This window comes from Actinomycetota bacterium (genome assembly GCA_030018275.1).
GTDB lineage: Bacteria > Actinomycetota > Aquicultoria > Subteraquimicrobiales > Subteraquimicrobiaceae > Subteraquimicrobium.
This window is the reverse complement of record JASEGB010000002.1, coordinates 134,115-150,023: the sequence shown is the minus strand read 5'-3', so window position 1 is coordinate 150,023 and position 15,909 is coordinate 134,115. Positions and strand designations below refer to the sequence as shown.

Below are 15,909 nucleotides of genomic sequence, written 5' to 3'. Positions count from 1 at the left end.
TTGAAAGTCCAAAGATTAAGTTTTCAAAGAACAATGAAAACCGAAAGTGTCAGAAAGTGTCAACTTGACTTGTTAATAGTCCAGGTCAGTTTTTATTCTTGATAGTAAATTTTTAGGGTCAAAAGGGGTGCTCATATGCATAAGAGAAAAATCAAGATGGCGTTATGCATTCTTGTAGCATGTCTTCTCTGCATCACCTCAGCGATTTTCTCCTATGCCCAAACCTGGAGTACACCCACCAATATCTCTCAGAATTCAAGTAGCTCTCGCAACCCCATTCTCGCCATGGGTTCCTCCAATGATTTCATTCACATGGTCTGGACGGACAATATCTCCGGCAATGATGAAATCTATCATCGAAGATTCGACGGCACTACCTGGAGCTCTCCAATAAATATCTCCAATACATCGGGCTCATCGGATGAACCTTCAATTGCTATCGATTCATCGGGAAACGTACATGCGGTGTGGATGGACTATTTGGTGGATAACTACGAAATCCGCTATGCCAAATTCAATGGTGCCTCCTGGAGTTCTCCCCAAAATATATCGAATACTCGTGCTATCTCTTGCTCTCCATCAATAGCCGTTGACGCAGGTGGAAACATCCACGTGGTTTGGGACGAAAGTAACAGTGTTTGCTATAGGAAATCCAACGGCACCTCCTGGGACGACCGAGTCGTCACAATATCGACTCTTTATAGACCCGCCGAGGGTGCCAAACCCTCTATAGCCGCGGATAAATATGGCAATGTCCACGTGGTATACAGGCGCGACTTCCTCGTTCAACCATATCCCCCCGTTTATAACTACGAAATCTGCTACACCAAATTCGACGGCACCTCCTGGAGCACCCCAGAGAATATATCTTATACAAACACCGCCGAACCATCGAAGGAACCTGCCATAACAACGGATAGGGATGGCAACGTCCACGTGGTCTGGCAGAAATTGGTTGCATCAGACAATGATGAGATATATTACAGGAAGTTCGATGGGACTTTGTGGGGTTCCATATTGAATCTATCCGAAACTCCTACCCCCTCCTACTGTCCTTCTATAGCTACCGATAAAGATGGCAATCTTCACGTGGTCTGGCATGAAGCAACTGCATCCACTAATAGGGAGGTCTACTACAAGAAATCCAACGGCACCTCCTGGAGCTCCGTTGTAAATTTATCGAATAATTCTGGAAGATCCGAAAATCCCTCAATAAGATCCGAAAATCCCTCAATAGTAGTGGATGCGGGTGCCAATCCCCATATAGTGTGGCAGGATAGCACCCCTGGAAACTGGGATGTTTATTACAACAGGTTAAATGTTCTTGATTCCCCAAACGGCGGTGAAAAGTGGATTGGTGGAAGTACCCACGCCGTTACCTGGACAATATCCGGAGGAACCGCACCATACACCATTGATCTATATTACTCCACCAATGGAGGCTTAACCTATCCGAATGCCATCCCCACGGACATAACACAATCAAGCATCGGTGGAGGCAGTTTCAGTTGGACTTTGCCTTCGATCAATTCCTCTACGGTCCGTGTAAAAATCAAGGTCACTGATGCGGATGGTGATTCCTGGTCTGACACGAGTGACGCCAACTTCACCATAGATTCCACGCCTCCAAGCACCCCAGTTGTAACCGGTGACGGTGACTATACAAGCTCTGCTGATCGACTTCACGCCAGTTGGGCATCCTCCGATCCACAAAGCGGCGTAGTGGAATACCAGTATGCAATAGGCACATCACCTGGGGTTACCGATGTTGTCCCTTGGACATCCGTAGGTTCTTCGACCAGTGTCACCAGGACTGGTCTCAACCTGGAGAGGGGTAAAACTTATTACTTCGTGGTGAAGGCAAAGAATGGAGTTGGGCTCTGGAGTGCGCCTGGAGTAAGCGATGGAATTATGATAATATTTCCCGATGTTCCCCCAGGTTTCTGGGCATTCAATGAAATCATGTTCATGGCCAGCCAGGGCATAATCTCCGGCTATGCCGATGGGCTCTTCCGCCCGGCGAATCCCGTCACCAGGTCCCAGTTCACAAAGATGCTCGTGAACTCCCTGGGATTTCCCCTAAATACCAAGTACAAAGGTTACTTTACGGACGTTCCACCCAACCACTGGGGTTGGCAGTACATAGAGACAGCCTATGAGATGGGGATCATCAGAGGTTATGGAGATGGAAGATTCGGTCCTGAGGATACGGCAACCAGGGCTCATCTTGCCACCATGCTGGTCAGGGGACTGGGAATAGCCAGAAACACTCAATACCAAGGATACTTCCCCGATGTTCCACCCAATCACTGGGCCTGGGATTACATAGAGACAGCCAAAGATCAAGGCATCATAAAAGGCTATCCCGATGGTCTGTTCAGACCTGAGGCATGGGTGAGGAGAGACCAAACGGCGGTCATGGTCTACAGAGCCAAATCAGTACCTTAAATTATCTTTACCGTTTCAATATATTTCAGGTGTATTATTAACAAGATGGGCCCTCCCTCGAATGTATAAAGTGCAAACCAAACTTGTTAAAGTCCATTTCAGGTTTATTTTTGGCTTAATTTGTGCTAATCTATCCCAAGACTTTTTTCACTCCGCTTAATCCGAGGGGAATATGGAAGAGTTTTCCAAGGTCAAAAAGATTTTATTACTTCTTTTTGCCATCCTTCTTGTGCTTGCCGTTTGTGGCTACGCTTACGTGAAATACGTGGAAAGCCGACTCCATAAGGATGGGGAACTTGCACGCGCCCAAAAGGTTATGTCGGAGCCTCTCCCAAACGAACCCATCAATATTTTGCTCCTGGGCAGCGATTCTTCTCAAGGGGAAAAAGCTCGGGCTGATGCTATTATCTTCTTGCGCCTCGATCCTCCGAGAAAAAAAGCCATTCTAATCTCCATCCCTCGGGATATGCGAGTCAAAGTACCCGGTAGAGGTCGTGGGAAGATCAATGCCGCTTACGCCTATGGTGGCCCAAAGCTTATGATCTTAACCGTTGAGGATTTCACGGGTTTTTCCATCCATCACTTTGTGGGAGTCGATTTTGAAGGATTCAAAAAGATGGTTGACGCCCTGGGAGGTGTAGACATATACGTGGATGAGCCCATCATTGATGAGTCCCGAAAGTATACTATGCATATTCCCGCAGGTTATCAGAAATTCGATGGTGAAACCGCTCTAAATTATGTACGATACAGACATGGAGATCCCAAGGGTGACTTGGGGCGAATCGAACGCCAGCAGAAATTCCTCGAAGCTTTCATGAATAAGGCTTTGAGGCTAAAGCATGCTTTAAAGATACCCACCCTTGTGAATATATTCGCGGATAATAGCCGAACCGATTTAACCATATCGGAGATGATTCAATTTGCCACCTTCCTCAAATCCCTTGAGAAAAAGGATGTGGAGGTGGTCACTCTACCCGGAACACCGAAGACGATCAAGAGGGTAAGCTACGTCATCCCGGATGAGGAAAAAATCGAAGAGATATTATACCATGTGAGGGAAGGGCTCTCCCTCAAGGAATTTAAAGAGAAAAGTGCCGGCTCTTCCCAAAAGAATATAGGTATAAAAATTTTGAACGGGTGTGGAGTTTCAAGTTTGGCTGAAAAAGTGAGGGATAAGTTGGTTTCAAAGGGATTCAGGATAGTGGAGGTCGGAAATGCCGATAATTTTAACTATGAGCATACGGTAATATATTATGGTCCAGGTCAATATCAAAAAGCTCTGGTGGTTAAGGAACATTTCAAACAAGCTAAAATTGTATCTAAATCGAGCGTGCCCACCATCAGACAGGCGGATTGTATTGTGATCATTATTGGTAAAGATTATGTACATTGAAGTGAATTGTGGGGTGAGAGGAAAGTGAAAGCTCTTATATTAGCGGGTGGGGAAGGGACGCGTCTCCGACCCATAACCCATACCAGTGCCAAGCAACTCATACCCGTAGCCAACAAACCCGTCCTTTTCTACGCCATTGAGGCGATAAAGGAAGCTGGAATCGAGGATATTGGCATTATCGTGGGATACACGAAGGATGAGATAAAAGCAGCAGTCAGGGATGGAAGCGATTGGAGAGTCAAAGTAACCTACATCGAGCAGGAGGCACCCTTGGGTTTGGCTCATGCGGTGAAAATAGCTGAAGGCTATCTCGGCGACGAGCCCTTTGTCATGTTTCTGGGGGATAACATAATCAAAGAGGGAATAACTCCCCTGGTAAAGGAGTTCATGAGGGAAAAACCCAATGCCCAAATCCTTCTTGCCAGGGTGAAAGATCCCCAGCGTTTTGGGGTTGCAGAGTTGAAAGATGGGAAAGTGGTTCGCTTGATAGAGAAACCAAAGGAGCCACCGAGCGATCTCGCCCTAGTCGGTGTTTACATGTTCGATAAACATATTTTCGAAGCGGTGAATAATATCAAACCTTCTTGGCGAAATGAATTTGAGATCACCGATGCCATCCAATATCTAATAGATCGTGGATATAATGTGCAACCCCATATCATCAACGATTGGTGGAAGGATACGGGAAAGTTAGAGGACCTTCTGGAGGCAAACCGGTTACTCCTCGAGGACATCAAGAGCAAATGTAAAGGATTTGTGGATAGTACTTCCCGGCTAATAGGTAAGGTGATAATCGAAGAGGGTGCGGAGAGTATAAACAGCACCATCAGGGGTCCAGCTATTATCGGTGAGAAGAGTAAGATCGTCAATTCCTTCATTGGTCCCTTCACCTCCATTTATTATCAAGTAGCCATCGTAAATAGTGAGATTGAACACAGCATCGTCTTAGAGAAGAGTGTGATCTCCGATATCGCTAGAATAGAGGATAGTCTAATCGGAAAGAACGTGGAGGTTTCCAAGTCTCCCCTAAAGCCCAGGGCTTATAGGTTGATGCTCGGCGATAGCAGCAAGGTTGGAGTACTTTAAAGCCGTTAAAGGTTAAAAGTTCAGTTAAATGTTAAAAGTTAAGGGGTTAAAGGAGTTTATTTTTGGAGTTTCATTTTGAAGAGTTAGAAGTTTGGCAAAAGGCATTTGACTTGGCGGAAAGAATTTATGAGATCACAACAGACTTCCCAAAGGATCAACAATTTTCCCTTACGCCTCAACTTCAAAGAGCTACTTTGGTTTCTTTAAATATCGCAGAAGGTGTGGAAGGGGGCACAAGAAAGAATTTATTCAATTTCTTTATATCGCCAGAGGTTCCTTATACGAAGCAGTGACTCTTTTAAAACTTGCTTGTAGCTTGGGATATCTTTCAGAAAAGCAACTTAGCGAAATTCTTGATTTATGCACCTCAATTTTCAAACTTTTAAATGGTTTATTAAAATCCTTATAAATACGATTAACCACTAACACTTAACCCTTAACCGAATGGAGCGGTGGATTTGGAATGATAGAGGGTGTTGGGATTAAAAAGCTGCGAGTTATTCCCGATGAGCGCGGTTTTCTCATGGAGATGTTAAGATGCGATGATCCCCTCTTCGAGAAGTTTGGTCAGGTTTACATCACTGGATGCACGAGGGGCGTGGCCAAAGCCTGGCACTACCACAAACAGCAGACGGATCACTTCGTCTGCGTCTCAGGCAAAGCTTTGGTGGTTCTCTGCGACCTCAGACCCGATAGGGCCACCTATATGCAGGTCAATGAGTTCATCTTAGAGGCTCCTCCTTGCGAGAAAAATGAGCCAATTCTACTTAAGATTCCTCCATACGTGACTCACGGATTCACAGCTTTTGATTGCGAGGAGGCTCGCATTGTGAATGTGCCAACGCTTCCCTATCGATACGATGAGCCAGATGAGTATCGTTTTCCATGGAATAGCGAGGAAATTCCATACAAGTGGCCCTCGTATGTCACCAGAGGAGGCTGAGTTGAAAGAAAATAGGGGGAAATAATCATGAAATTGTTAATAACGGGAGGAATGGGTTTTATAGGCAGCAATTTCATTCGCTATTTGATTAACAAGTACCCAGATTATCGGATTATTAATCTTGACATTATGAGTTACGCTGCTAACCCCGACAATTTGCGGGATATTGAAGGAAACCCCAGATATAAATTTGTCAAAGGCGATATCTGCGATCCTCAAATTGTTGATGAATTGGCAAAGGATGTCAATGTCATCATTAACTTCGCCGCCGAAAGTCATGTGGATCGCTCGATTTTAGGACCCGAAAGTTTCATCAAAACCGATGTTTATGGCACCTATGTTCTCCTCGAGGCGGCAAAGAAATATGGACATAGAAGATATGTTCAAATTAGCAGTGTACTGGGAGAAACTCCTGTTTTACTAAGAAGTAAGCGGAGCGGAGAAATTTCTTTAAAGAGAATCGATTTTTTAAATAAAAACAACTTTGACCGGTATGAAGCAGGCACTATTGATGAGAGATTCAGATTCAGTTTTAAACCCATCACCAATTTAATTAGCCATCCAACAAATGAAATTTATGAAATATCCTATGAGGGAGGTGGTCGAATAAAAACTACCGGCTCTCATTCGGTATTTATATTTGCGGACGAGGGAATAATAAGGGAAAAACTCGTTTCGGAATTAAGAGAGAATGACCGCCTGGTGACTTTACTAGCCTTAAATAAGAATTGCTTTGAGAAAGAGCATATATTAAACCTTCGAGAATATTTGGAAATTAAGGATGGACCGAGATTGCAGAAGACTCTCTTAGCGAGGAGGAAGGTTTTAGAAAAGGTATTAAAAAAGCCAGCAACTTGGAGAGAAATAAAAAAGGATAATGGTATTGCCTATAGCACTCTCAAAGATATGATAAAGCAAGGTTTAATTCTCAAAAATGGGCCCGTCTATGCCATCACCAGTCTGGGCAGGAAAGAACTTTTGCAAGATATGTTCAATACTAAATATCGGGTCCAAAGAAAATTTTGTAATTTGCCAGAAGGGATAGAAGAGGTCAAGATATCACCAGACCTGGCTTGGCTTTTTAATTTATATCTTGCTGAGGGGCATTGTTCTCACACCATAAAGGAAAGAAAAAGAAAGTTAAAAAAAATAGTGATAACTGCAGGTCAGAAAGGTGTTTTAGAAAAAGCTAAAAATATTTTAGAGAAGGAATTCAATTATTTTAAAGCTCGTCTCAGAAAACGGGGAGACGGAAGTTTCCAATTAGAATTTGGTGGGAAGATACTTCACGCACTTTTTTCTCAATTTGGCTTTGTTGCTAAAGAGAAGAGAATTCCCGGTTGGATATGGTGGCTTTCTAGGGAACATGTTGAACATCTATTAAAAGGCTTTGAAGGCGATGCTCATATAAGGGAGGATAAAGCGAGAAATTTTACTTCCTGCAGTGAGAATTTGATAATAAATCTTTTATGGCTATGCCGTGTAAAAGGGATAAATTCTAGGGTACACCAACGATTATGCCGAAATATGCGGGGATTATTTCAGAAAAGAAAACCTAATGATTTATTGCATGATTTAGTCATTTCTGCTGAGAATTATGAGGAAGAGAATTCTCCTTGGCGGACTCCTCATAGTAAGTGCATCCCAGTCGAGCCTGTATTAAATTTTTATAAAGCAGCCTGCAATGGCGCTGAGCCACGAATTACTCATAAAAAAAATAAACTGATAGGGAAAGAAAGAGCCCTTAAAATGCTTGAAGGTTTTAAAGAACCCCTTCCTTCACAACTTTTGGATTTGGTGACTTCAGATATAGGCATAGCAAAAGTTAAAAATGTTAAAAAGCAAAAAGTAGCGAAAACAATGGTTTATGATATTGAGATTAAAGGGAACAATAGGTTTTTTGGAGGCAATATTCCTATTCTCTTACATAACACAGACGAAGTCTATGGAAGTATCGAGAAAGGATCATTTAAGGAAACCGACCCCTTAAATCCATCGAGTCCCTATGCTGCCTCAAAGGGCGCTGCCGACCTTCTGGTTCATTCCTACTGGGTCACCTTTAGGCTCCCAATCTTAATCACCAGGTCTTCGAACAATTTTGGCCCCTATCAATATCCAGAAAAGTTAGTTCCTTTATTTATCACCAATGCCTTGGAGGATGAGCCCCTGCCGCTATATGGTGATGGAAAGAACGTAAGGGATTGGATATACGTCCTCGACAATTGCAAAGCCATAGATTTTGTCCTACATAATGGTAAAAAGGGGGAGATTTATAACATCGCCGGGGGGAATGAAAGAACCAATTTGGAGATCACTGAGATCATCTTAAGAGAGTTGGGTAAACCGAGAGATTTAGTTAAATTTGTCAAGGATAGACCGGGTCACGACAGACGGTACTCTTTGGATTGCCAAAAAATCCATCAACTGGGCTGGAGACCCCGCCACAATTTTGAGGATGCCATGAGGGAAACCATAAGATGGTATGTGGATAATCGCTGGTGGTGGGAGAAGATAAAGTCCGGTGAATTCAAGAGATACTACGATATGATGTATCGACGTCGCTAAATTTGAAGCAAATTTCGCAAAAATGAGTCGTAGGAGGAATTGACCGATGAACCCAGCACATTCTAAGGACATTAGAGTGCTTAAGAGTTTAGGTTGGATACTCCTCATCTTGGTTTTAATTGTAACCATTTGCTTCTGCGCAAAAATTCGAAGGGAAGAAAGGCTTAAACCGGGAGCAAAACGGGTCGTAAAGGGTAAACCAACGCCTTCCACCTGCCCAGTATGTGGAGTTGAAACCACCTCAGGGGCTGCCGATCGCAGACCAATAGCCATCATGATTGAGAATCTAGTCTCCATCAGACCTCAAATTGGTCTGGATAAAGCCTGTGTGATCTTTGAGGCACTAACTGAGGGAGGAATCACACGCCTCTTGGCGGTCTATGTACATGAGGATGCCGAAGAGATCGGTCCCGTCCGAAGCGCCCGTCCTTATTACGTTGCTCTCGCTTGTGGATTCAATGCCCTCTATGCACACTGCGGTGGATCGAAACGAGGCATGGAGGCTATAAAACAATGGGGTATTTGTGATCTCGACCAGTTTGCCTACCCCAAAGCTTACTGGCGAGTTGGGGGGATAAAGGCTCCCCACAATCTTTTCACGAGCACCTCTAGGATAAGAGAGGCGGCGGAAAGGGTGGGTTTTGCCAAAGGTGTGGGATACCGAGGATTTAAGTTCAAATCCGAAGCTCCTCTCAAGAACCGCCCACAAAGCCAAAACATCGTTATTAACTTTTCATCCCAAGCTTACAAAGTGGAATACCATTACCATAAAGATTCTAATTCTTATCTCCGTTTCAATGGCGGCAGACCTCATATAGATAGGGAAACAAAAAATCAGCTTCAACCAAAGAATGTGGTCATTCTCTACTGTCCGACTGGAATGTATGATCCACAGTGTTTGAATATACAGATCATCGGAAGCGGTTCATGCCTTGTGTTTAGGGATGGAACGGTCGTCAGGGGCACTTGGGAGAAAGCGGAGCCCGGGACCCAGCTTGTTATCGAGGATGAGCAGGGGGTGGAGATTCCCTTAAATCGTGGGCAAACCTGGGTAGAGATAGTCAAACCCGATACCCCAGTCGGGGTCAGACCTCCTCAAGCAAGTTGACCAGGCATGATAAATCCTTAATTTAAAAATTATCTTGGTGCGAAATGTTGGTGCGAAATGGCACGGCGACCTCGAATTGATTTAGGTGGATACATATACCACATCACAGCGCGTGGAAATAACGGACAGGATATATTCCTCGATTCCCGCGATTACGAAAGGTACCTCGCCAATTTACGGAAAACAAAGGAAAAATATCAATACCTATTATACGCCTACGTTCTCATGACGAATCATCTTCATTTGCTACTCAGACCCCAGCTTGATGGAACTGTATCTAAAGTCATGCAAACTCTCAATACCGCATATACCATGTATTTCAATAGGAAATACGAAAGATATGGGCATCTGTTTCAAGGACGGTTCAAAAGTTTCCTTGTGGAAGAGGAGCCGCATCTCATAGAATTGTCTCGTTACATTCATTTAAATCCGGTTAGGGTGGGGATGGTACAAAAGACCGAGGAATATCAGTATTCAAGTTACATTAGTTATCTCAAGGAAGAAAGCGATGATTTAGTTGATACAACCGATATCCTTTCAAGGTTCGGAAAGAGAAAAGAGATTCAAATTAAGAGATACAAGGTTTTCGTTGAGGAGGCGAGGCAGAGGAAGATTTACAAACCTTATGAACAATTGAAGGATGATAGATTCCTAGGTAGCGAAGAATTTCGGAATAAGATTTTAATGTGGCAGGTAAATGGGGGAGAGGAGGTCTGACCCTGTGAGGGTTGTGGTTACTGGGGCTAGAGGACAGTTGGGAACGGACTTCGTACAGGTACTTGGGAAAGAGCATGAAGTTTTTGGCTTCTCCCACCAGGAGCTGGACGTCACCGATTTCGATCACACCGTCGAGATCATCACCAATTTATCCCCCGATATCGTGATCCATGCCGCTGCTTACACCGATGTGGATGGATGTGAACTCGATCCCGATAAAGCGTACAAGGTCAATGCCTTGGGCACTCAAAATGTTGCTGTAGCATGCCAGAAAACCAATTCGTCCATGCTCTACATAAGCACTGATTTTGTCTTCGATGGGAGAAAAACCGAACCGTACACGGAATTCGATATTCCAAACCCCATAAGCGTTTATGGTTCCTCGAAACTCGCGGGGGAGCGTTATGTGAGCTCTCTTTTACTTAGATATTTCATCGTCCGTACTGCCTGGCTCTATGGCAAGCATGGCAAGAACTTTGTGAAGACCATCCTTAGATTAGCGGAAGAGAGGGAAGAGCTGAAAGTGGTAAATGACCAGATTGGTTCACCAACCTACAGCCTTGACTTAGTCCAGGCAATTGCTAAACTTATTAATACCGAGTGGTATGGTATTTATCACATCACTAACAGCGGAAACTGTTCCTGGTTCGATTTTGCAAGGAAAATATTGGAATATGCGGGGAAGAAAGAGATTAAAGTTAAATCCATCGGCTCTGCAGAACTCAATCGCCCAGCCAAAAGACCAGCATTCTCAGTCCTTAGAAATTATTGTTTAGAGCTACGTGGATTTCCCGCTCTGCGAAATTATGAAGACGCGCTGAAAGAATATCTTTCCTGCCTGCCGGCAGGCAAGCAGCTTAAGCTCTGAGGAGAAATCATTAAATGGTGGAGAAATTAAAGGAGCTCTTCGTCTTCCGCGAGCTCCTACTTAACTTGGTAAAAAGAGAATTGAAAGTAAAATACAAGAAGTCCATATTGGGATTTTTCTGGTCGCTCCTGAATCCGATATTAACCACAATCGTTTTTACCTTCGTTTTTGCAGTTCTTCTAAGGATACAGCCTCCGGTACTTCGATATGGAGCAATTTTCAGTTTCCCGGTTTTTCTACTCTGCGCCCTTTTACCCTGGAATTTCTTGAGCATTTCTCTTTCGCTTTCCCTAAATTCCATTGTTGGCAATGGGAATCTGGTTAAAAAGGTATATTTCCCTCGTGAAATTTTGCCTTCATCAGCGGTTCTTGCCAATTTAATCAATTTTTGCTTGGAACTTTTGGTTTTATTCATGCTTTTGACGTTTTTGGGTTCAAGGTTCTTCCTCTACCTACCCCTTCTAATTGCGATTACGATCATACAAACCCTGTTTACCATCGGGATGTGTCTCATCTTCTCCTGTCTCAATGTTTACTTTAGAGATATCCAGCATTTATTGGGCATCATCCTGATGATTTGGTTTTACGCCACCCCGATCATTTATCCTTTTGAGTACGTTTTACAGATGTCCCATAAACTTCCGTGGCTTCCTTTCATTTACAAACTTAATCCGATGGCCACCTTTGTATTGGCTTATCGCAGTATTCTCTATGACTGCCAACCTCCGAGTTTCTTTCTCCTGGGATATGCTGTGGTTGTATCATTGCTCACGCTTTATTTTGGATATTTATTTTTCAATGCATACGAACCCACTTTTGCTGAGGAGATATAAGATTATGATGCTTGGCGCAAGATTTGGAAGGACAAAAGATATGGGCGATGAAATGGCTATAGAGGTCAATCACCTTTGGAAGAAATTCCGACTCTATCACGAGAAGCAGCACACGCTAAAATACGCTCTGCTCAGCGGGCACAGAGCGATTTTCGAAGAATTTTGGGCGTTGAAGGATATCCATTTCATCTTAAAAAGGGGGCAAACCCTGGGGATCATTGGGGAAAATGGTTCCGGGAAAAGTACTTTACTCAAAATTTTGGCTAGGATTTTGCGTCCCGATAAAGGGGAAATGAGCACAAGAGGAAAGGTTTCAGCCTTACTTGAGTTGGGAGCCGGTTTTCACCCAGAGCTTTCGGGTAGAGAAAATGTTTATTTAAATGGTTCAATTCTGGGCTTAAGTCGTAGGGAAATCAACCAGAAATTCGATGAGATTGTAGACTTCGCTGAGCTTGAAAGATTCATTGATATGCCGGTAAAAAACTACTCATCCGGCATGTATATGAGATTGGCTTTCGCCATCGCCGTCAATGTTAACCCCGACATATTGCTCATCGATGAGATTTTGGCTGTGGGGGACGAAGCTTTTCAAAGAAAGTGCCTGGAGAAAATGTATGATTATAAGATCAGGGGTAAAACCATCGTTTTTGTCTCCCATAGCATGGATCATATCCGGAACATGTGTGATGAGGTCATTTGGTTAAAAGAGGGAGAAATTCAGGTCAGGGGTAACCCAAATAAAGTCGTCAGAGCCTATATTCACTATGTCAATTTGGAGGAACAAAGGAAGGGTAAAGCCCAACAGCAGGATGAGGGATCGAGATGGGGCTCAAGGGAGATAGAGATAAACAGAGTGGAATTCCTCGCCGATGGTGGGCAATCCAAAACGTTATTCGAAACCGGGGAGAAATTCATCGTAAGGATCAACTTTAAAGCTCATAGGAAGATCGAGAAACCAGTTTTCGGTATCCGTATAGACCGTGCCGATGGCGTTTGTGTAACGAGACCGAACACTAAACTTAATAACGTATTCATCGATTCAGTCCAAGGCGAAGGCACAATCGAATACGTGGTAGACTCCCTGCCACTGCTTCCAGGCTCATATCTTGTCAGTGCAGCGGTCTATGATTATCATTGTCTACACCCCTATGATCACCATGAACAGCTGTATGAATTTCAAGTCACAACGGGTCGAGAGAAAGAATCTTATGGAGTCGTCAAAATTCCCGGTCGGTGGAGTATGATTGAGCAACGCGATTCTCGCGAATGATTAGGATGAGAGGTCTTTTAAATATGAGAAAGATTGTGATCGCCGGCGCAGCGGGGTTCAGCAACATTGGTGACGATGCCATCCTAATCTCGATGCTCGAGGGGTTGAAGAAGGAGATAGGTGGAGCGGAGTTTTCGGTCATTGGGGGAAATTTGGACCTTCCCATATCCAAGGATGTACAAAGGATCGTGCACACCGACGAAGCAAAAATCTTTCAAGCCATAAGCCAAGCCGACCTGGTCATAGTCGGCGGCGGAGGGTTATTTTATGATTGCAATTTTCACCTGAATGTAAATGACTTCTTTAAAGGTCGGCATTATGGGATATTATTCTTTCTTTATCTTGCGCTCCTGGCAAAGATGTTGGAAAAACCCGTTATGCTTTATGGTGTGGGAATAGGACCCCTGCTGTTGCCATCCACAAGAAGATTGGTCTCATTTGTTCTGGATAAGGTGGATGTGATAAGTTTAAGGGATGCGGAATCCTCTATGGAGTTAAAGAGGTTAAGGGTGAATGGTCCGGAAATAGCGGTCACGGTCGATCCTGCCATTGGTTTGACTCCCGCCCCGAAGGAGCGAGTGGCGGAAATATTGCGGGGGGAAAAAGTCTCTTTGGAAAAACCCTTAATTGGTATAAATGTTAGACCATGGTATCATTACCAGGGATTTAGATCCCATAGGATGCAGGAAAAACACAATTGGTATAAGCGGACCATGGTCAGGGTAGCAGATTTCTTGGTTCAAAAGTTCGATTCTGAGATTATCTTTCTTCCCATGCAGCGATTGTACGACGATGATCACCAGCTATGTCGTGAGCTAGTGGAGGAAATGAAGTTTAAAGAGAGAGCGAAAATTCTTTCAGATTCCTATAATCCACATGAAATTAAGGGGATTGTGGGGAGGCTAGATTTGATGATTGGGACTCGTCTTCATTCTGCCATCTTTGCGGTATCTATGGGCACGCCCATTATCGGGATAATTTATGATGGAAAGGTGAGAAGCTTCCTGCAATTAATCGGTCAGAAAGAAAGATCCTTATCCATAAATGAAATTCGTTTCGAAAGGCTTTGCGAGATTATTGATGAAGTTTGGACTTCAAGGCGGAGAATCCCTTCTGATCTGAGAGTAAAGACGGAGCAACTTTTTAAGAAAGCTGAGGAAAACCCCAAGCTCGCTGCAAAATTACTGAGGGGTAAGTAAATGCCATCTTCGATCAAAAACCGGGGAAAAATAGAGAAGATCCTCTTACAGATCCGGCCGGATTATTTGGATGCCTATGGAGGAGATAGTACGCAGCTCCTCAAAACGCGTGAGGCTCTGATGAGGTCTGGGATACAGGTTGATATCTCAACGGAGCTTGAACCCGATTTGACCGAGTATGATCTGGTCCACTTATTTAACATCACTCGAATTGATGAAACTTATTATCAGGCTTTAAATGCTTTTAAGCAGGATAAACCAGTGGTTCTTTCCGTTATATATTGGGCCTTAGATGAATTGGAGAATTGTAAGGGGATTCCGCCCATCCTCTTCGAAAACGACGAAGGCTTATGTAAAATAAAAGAGAGTATCTTATCGACGGGAAAGAGTGTAAATACTCAGTATTTGAGTAAGAATTCATGGGAGAGAAATATCTTTAAAAATAAGCAGAGGGTGGTTTTACATATAAGCGATATTTTGCTCCCAAATTCGCGAACCGAGCTGGATTTGTTGAAGCATTTGTATAATTTGTCCAGCCCAAAATATCACATCGTACCCAATGCTGCTGATCTTAGTTTTGGGGAAGCTAAATCCGACGAATTTGTGAAGAAATATGGTTTAAAGGATTTCGTATTATGCGTTGGGAGAATTGAAAGACGAAAGAATCAACTCTCTTTGCTCTATGCACTGCGTGATACTGATATTCCCATAGTCCTGGTAGGAGATACATTAGATAAAGAATATTTTTCACTTTGCCAGAAATATGCCAGTGAGAAAACTCTCTTCTTGGGTTCTCTTAAGCATAATGAATTGGGTCCAGTATATGCAGCAGCGAAGGTGCATGTCCTTCCCAGCTGGTACGAAACACCGGGCTTAACAAATCTTGAAGCTGCATTGGCGGGATGTAACATTGTTTGTACAAACAGAGGTTCAACGAAGGAATACTTTGGAGAACTTGCCCGGTATTGTAATCCAACGGATCCAGAGTCCATCAAGAAGGCGGTGTGCGAAGCTTTTTACTCTCCTCGCCAGAATAAACTCAAGGATCTAGTTGCAGCCAGGTTTACCTGGGATAAAGCTGCGGAAGAAACCATACTCGGTTACGAATTAGCTTTGAAAACTCACTCGACGAAGATCCATCCAGGGGGGAGGGGGAGAAAAGTGGGTTCGGATATGGATTTTGAAGCCTCTAAAGAAGTCGTCGAAAATCTTGAATTGCTGGCGGAGCAGCAAAATGCCTATATTGCCCACCTTAAGAAGCTAGTCGACGAGAATTTAATTAAAATTGCCGATCTGGAAAGGCAGATTGCTCAGAATGAAGAACAAATCAGGAGGTTATCCGAGGAAATAAGCTCAAAGGAGAATAGCATCCGAGAGTTATCGGCAAGCTTGGAGAGAATTAGGTCCACTCCTGCTTATCGCGTGTATAGATATTTTAAGGACCGAAGATTCTTCTCGGCAAAGTGATATTTAAAA

At 43.6% G+C, this 15,909-nt stretch carries 12 protein-coding genes and 2 pseudogenes; all 14 read left to right on the top strand.

Translation table 11 applies throughout. The features are described 5' to 3' along the window. Window positions 1-135: 135 nt before the first annotated feature. The 14 genes and pseudogenes from QMD66_01620 to QMD66_01555 all read left to right on the top strand — a co-directional run bounded on the left by QMD66_01620 (window position 136) and on the right by QMD66_01555 (window position 15,900). On the top strand, window positions 136-2,448 hold the full coding sequence (locus QMD66_01620; GenBank protein MDI6821566.1) for an S-layer homology domain-containing protein: 2,313 nt from the start codon (window positions 136-138) through the stop codon (window positions 2,446-2,448). Window positions 2,449-2,620: 172 nt separating this feature from the next. Further along, complete coding sequence (locus tag QMD66_01615; GenBank protein ID MDI6821565.1) at window positions 2,621-3,844, top strand: LCP family protein; 1,224 nt, start codon at window positions 2,621-2,623, stop codon at window positions 3,842-3,844. A gap of 24 nt (window positions 3,845-3,868) precedes the next feature. Continuing rightward, window positions 3,869-4,930, top strand: a complete 1,062-nt coding sequence (locus tag QMD66_01610) for a glucose-1-phosphate thymidylyltransferase (protein ID MDI6821564.1) — start codon at window positions 3,869-3,871, stop codon at window positions 4,928-4,930. Window positions 4,931-4,992: 62 nt separating this feature from the next. Beyond that, window positions 4,993-5,223, top strand: a complete 231-nt coding sequence (locus QMD66_01605; GenBank protein MDI6821563.1) for a four helix bundle protein — start codon at window positions 4,993-4,995, stop codon at window positions 5,221-5,223. Between the two features lie 170 nt (window positions 5,224-5,393). Further along, window positions 5,394-5,873, top strand: coding sequence for a dTDP-4-dehydrorhamnose 3,5-epimerase family protein (locus QMD66_01600; GenBank protein ID MDI6821562.1), 480 nt, complete (start codon window positions 5,394-5,396; stop codon window positions 5,871-5,873). Between the two features lie 27 nt (window positions 5,874-5,900). Beyond that, window positions 5,901-7,793 (top strand): annotated as a pseudogene (locus QMD66_01595) (GDP-mannose 4,6-dehydratase). A gap of 9 nt (window positions 7,794-7,802) precedes the next feature. Then, window positions 7,803-8,438: pseudogene (locus QMD66_01590) on the top strand (GDP-mannose 4,6-dehydratase). Between the two features lie 46 nt (window positions 8,439-8,484). Beyond that, entirely contained in the window at window positions 8,485-9,546 is a 1,062-nt protein-coding gene (locus tag QMD66_01585) for a DUF3048 domain-containing protein (GenBank protein MDI6821561.1), read from the top strand. Window positions 9,547-9,603: 57 nt separating this feature from the next. Next, entirely contained in the window at window positions 9,604-10,263 is a 660-nt protein-coding gene (locus QMD66_01580; GenBank protein ID MDI6821560.1) for a transposase, read from the top strand. Between the two features lie 4 nt (window positions 10,264-10,267). Then, window positions 10,268-11,131 carry a dTDP-4-dehydrorhamnose reductase gene (rfbD, locus tag QMD66_01575; GenBank protein ID MDI6821559.1) on the top strand — a complete coding sequence of 288 codons (864 nt, stop codon included), beginning with the start codon at window positions 10,268-10,270 and terminating at the stop codon, window positions 11,129-11,131. A 14-nt stretch (window positions 11,132-11,145) separates the two neighbouring features. Continuing rightward, the gene (locus QMD66_01570; GenBank protein MDI6821558.1) at window positions 11,146-11,964 is read left to right on the top strand and encodes an ABC transporter permease; all 819 of its coding nucleotides are present in this window, start codon (window positions 11,146-11,148) and stop codon (window positions 11,962-11,964) included. A 4-nt stretch (window positions 11,965-11,968) separates the two neighbouring features. After that, a complete protein-coding gene (locus tag QMD66_01565; GenBank protein ID MDI6821557.1) occupies window positions 11,969-13,234 on the top strand; it encodes an ABC transporter ATP-binding protein in 1,266 nt (421 codons plus the stop codon). A 23-nt stretch (window positions 13,235-13,257) separates the two neighbouring features. Beyond that, the gene (locus QMD66_01560) at window positions 13,258-14,433 is read left to right on the top strand and encodes a polysaccharide pyruvyl transferase family protein (GenBank protein MDI6821556.1); all 1,176 of its coding nucleotides are present in this window, start codon (window positions 13,258-13,260) and stop codon (window positions 14,431-14,433) included. After that, entirely contained in the window at window positions 14,434-15,900 is a 1,467-nt protein-coding gene (locus QMD66_01555) for a glycosyltransferase (GenBank protein MDI6821555.1), read from the top strand. It abuts the gene before it with no gap. Window positions 15,901-15,909: the final 9 nt, after the last annotated feature.

What these genes read in the sequence shown, in the direction of transcription:
- QMD66_01600 (MDI6821562.1), top strand. Translation starts at nt 5,394, where the DNA reads ATGATAGAGGGTGTTGGGATTAAAAAGCTGCGAGTTATTCCCGATGAG.
- QMD66_01585 (MDI6821561.1), top strand. Translation starts at nt 8,485, where the DNA reads ATGAACCCAGCACATTCTAAGGACATTAGAGTGCTTAAGAGTTTAGGT.
- QMD66_01580 (MDI6821560.1), top strand. Translation starts at nt 9,604, where the DNA reads ATGGCACGGCGACCTCGAATTGATTTAGGTGGATACATATACCACATC.
- QMD66_01620 (MDI6821566.1), top strand. Translation starts at nt 136, where the DNA reads ATGCATAAGAGAAAAATCAAGATGGCGTTATGCATTCTTGTAGCATGT.
- QMD66_01570 (MDI6821558.1), top strand. Translation starts at nt 11,146, where the DNA reads ATGGTGGAGAAATTAAAGGAGCTCTTCGTCTTCCGCGAGCTCCTACTT.
- QMD66_01615 (MDI6821565.1), top strand. Translation starts at nt 2,621, where the DNA reads ATGGAAGAGTTTTCCAAGGTCAAAAAGATTTTATTACTTCTTTTTGCC.
- QMD66_01560 (MDI6821556.1), top strand. Translation starts at nt 13,258, where the DNA reads ATGAGAAAGATTGTGATCGCCGGCGCAGCGGGGTTCAGCAACATTGGT.
- QMD66_01565 (MDI6821557.1), top strand. Translation starts at nt 11,969, where the DNA reads ATGATGCTTGGCGCAAGATTTGGAAGGACAAAAGATATGGGCGATGAA.
- QMD66_01555 (MDI6821555.1), top strand. Translation starts at nt 14,434, where the DNA reads ATGCCATCTTCGATCAAAAACCGGGGAAAAATAGAGAAGATCCTCTTA.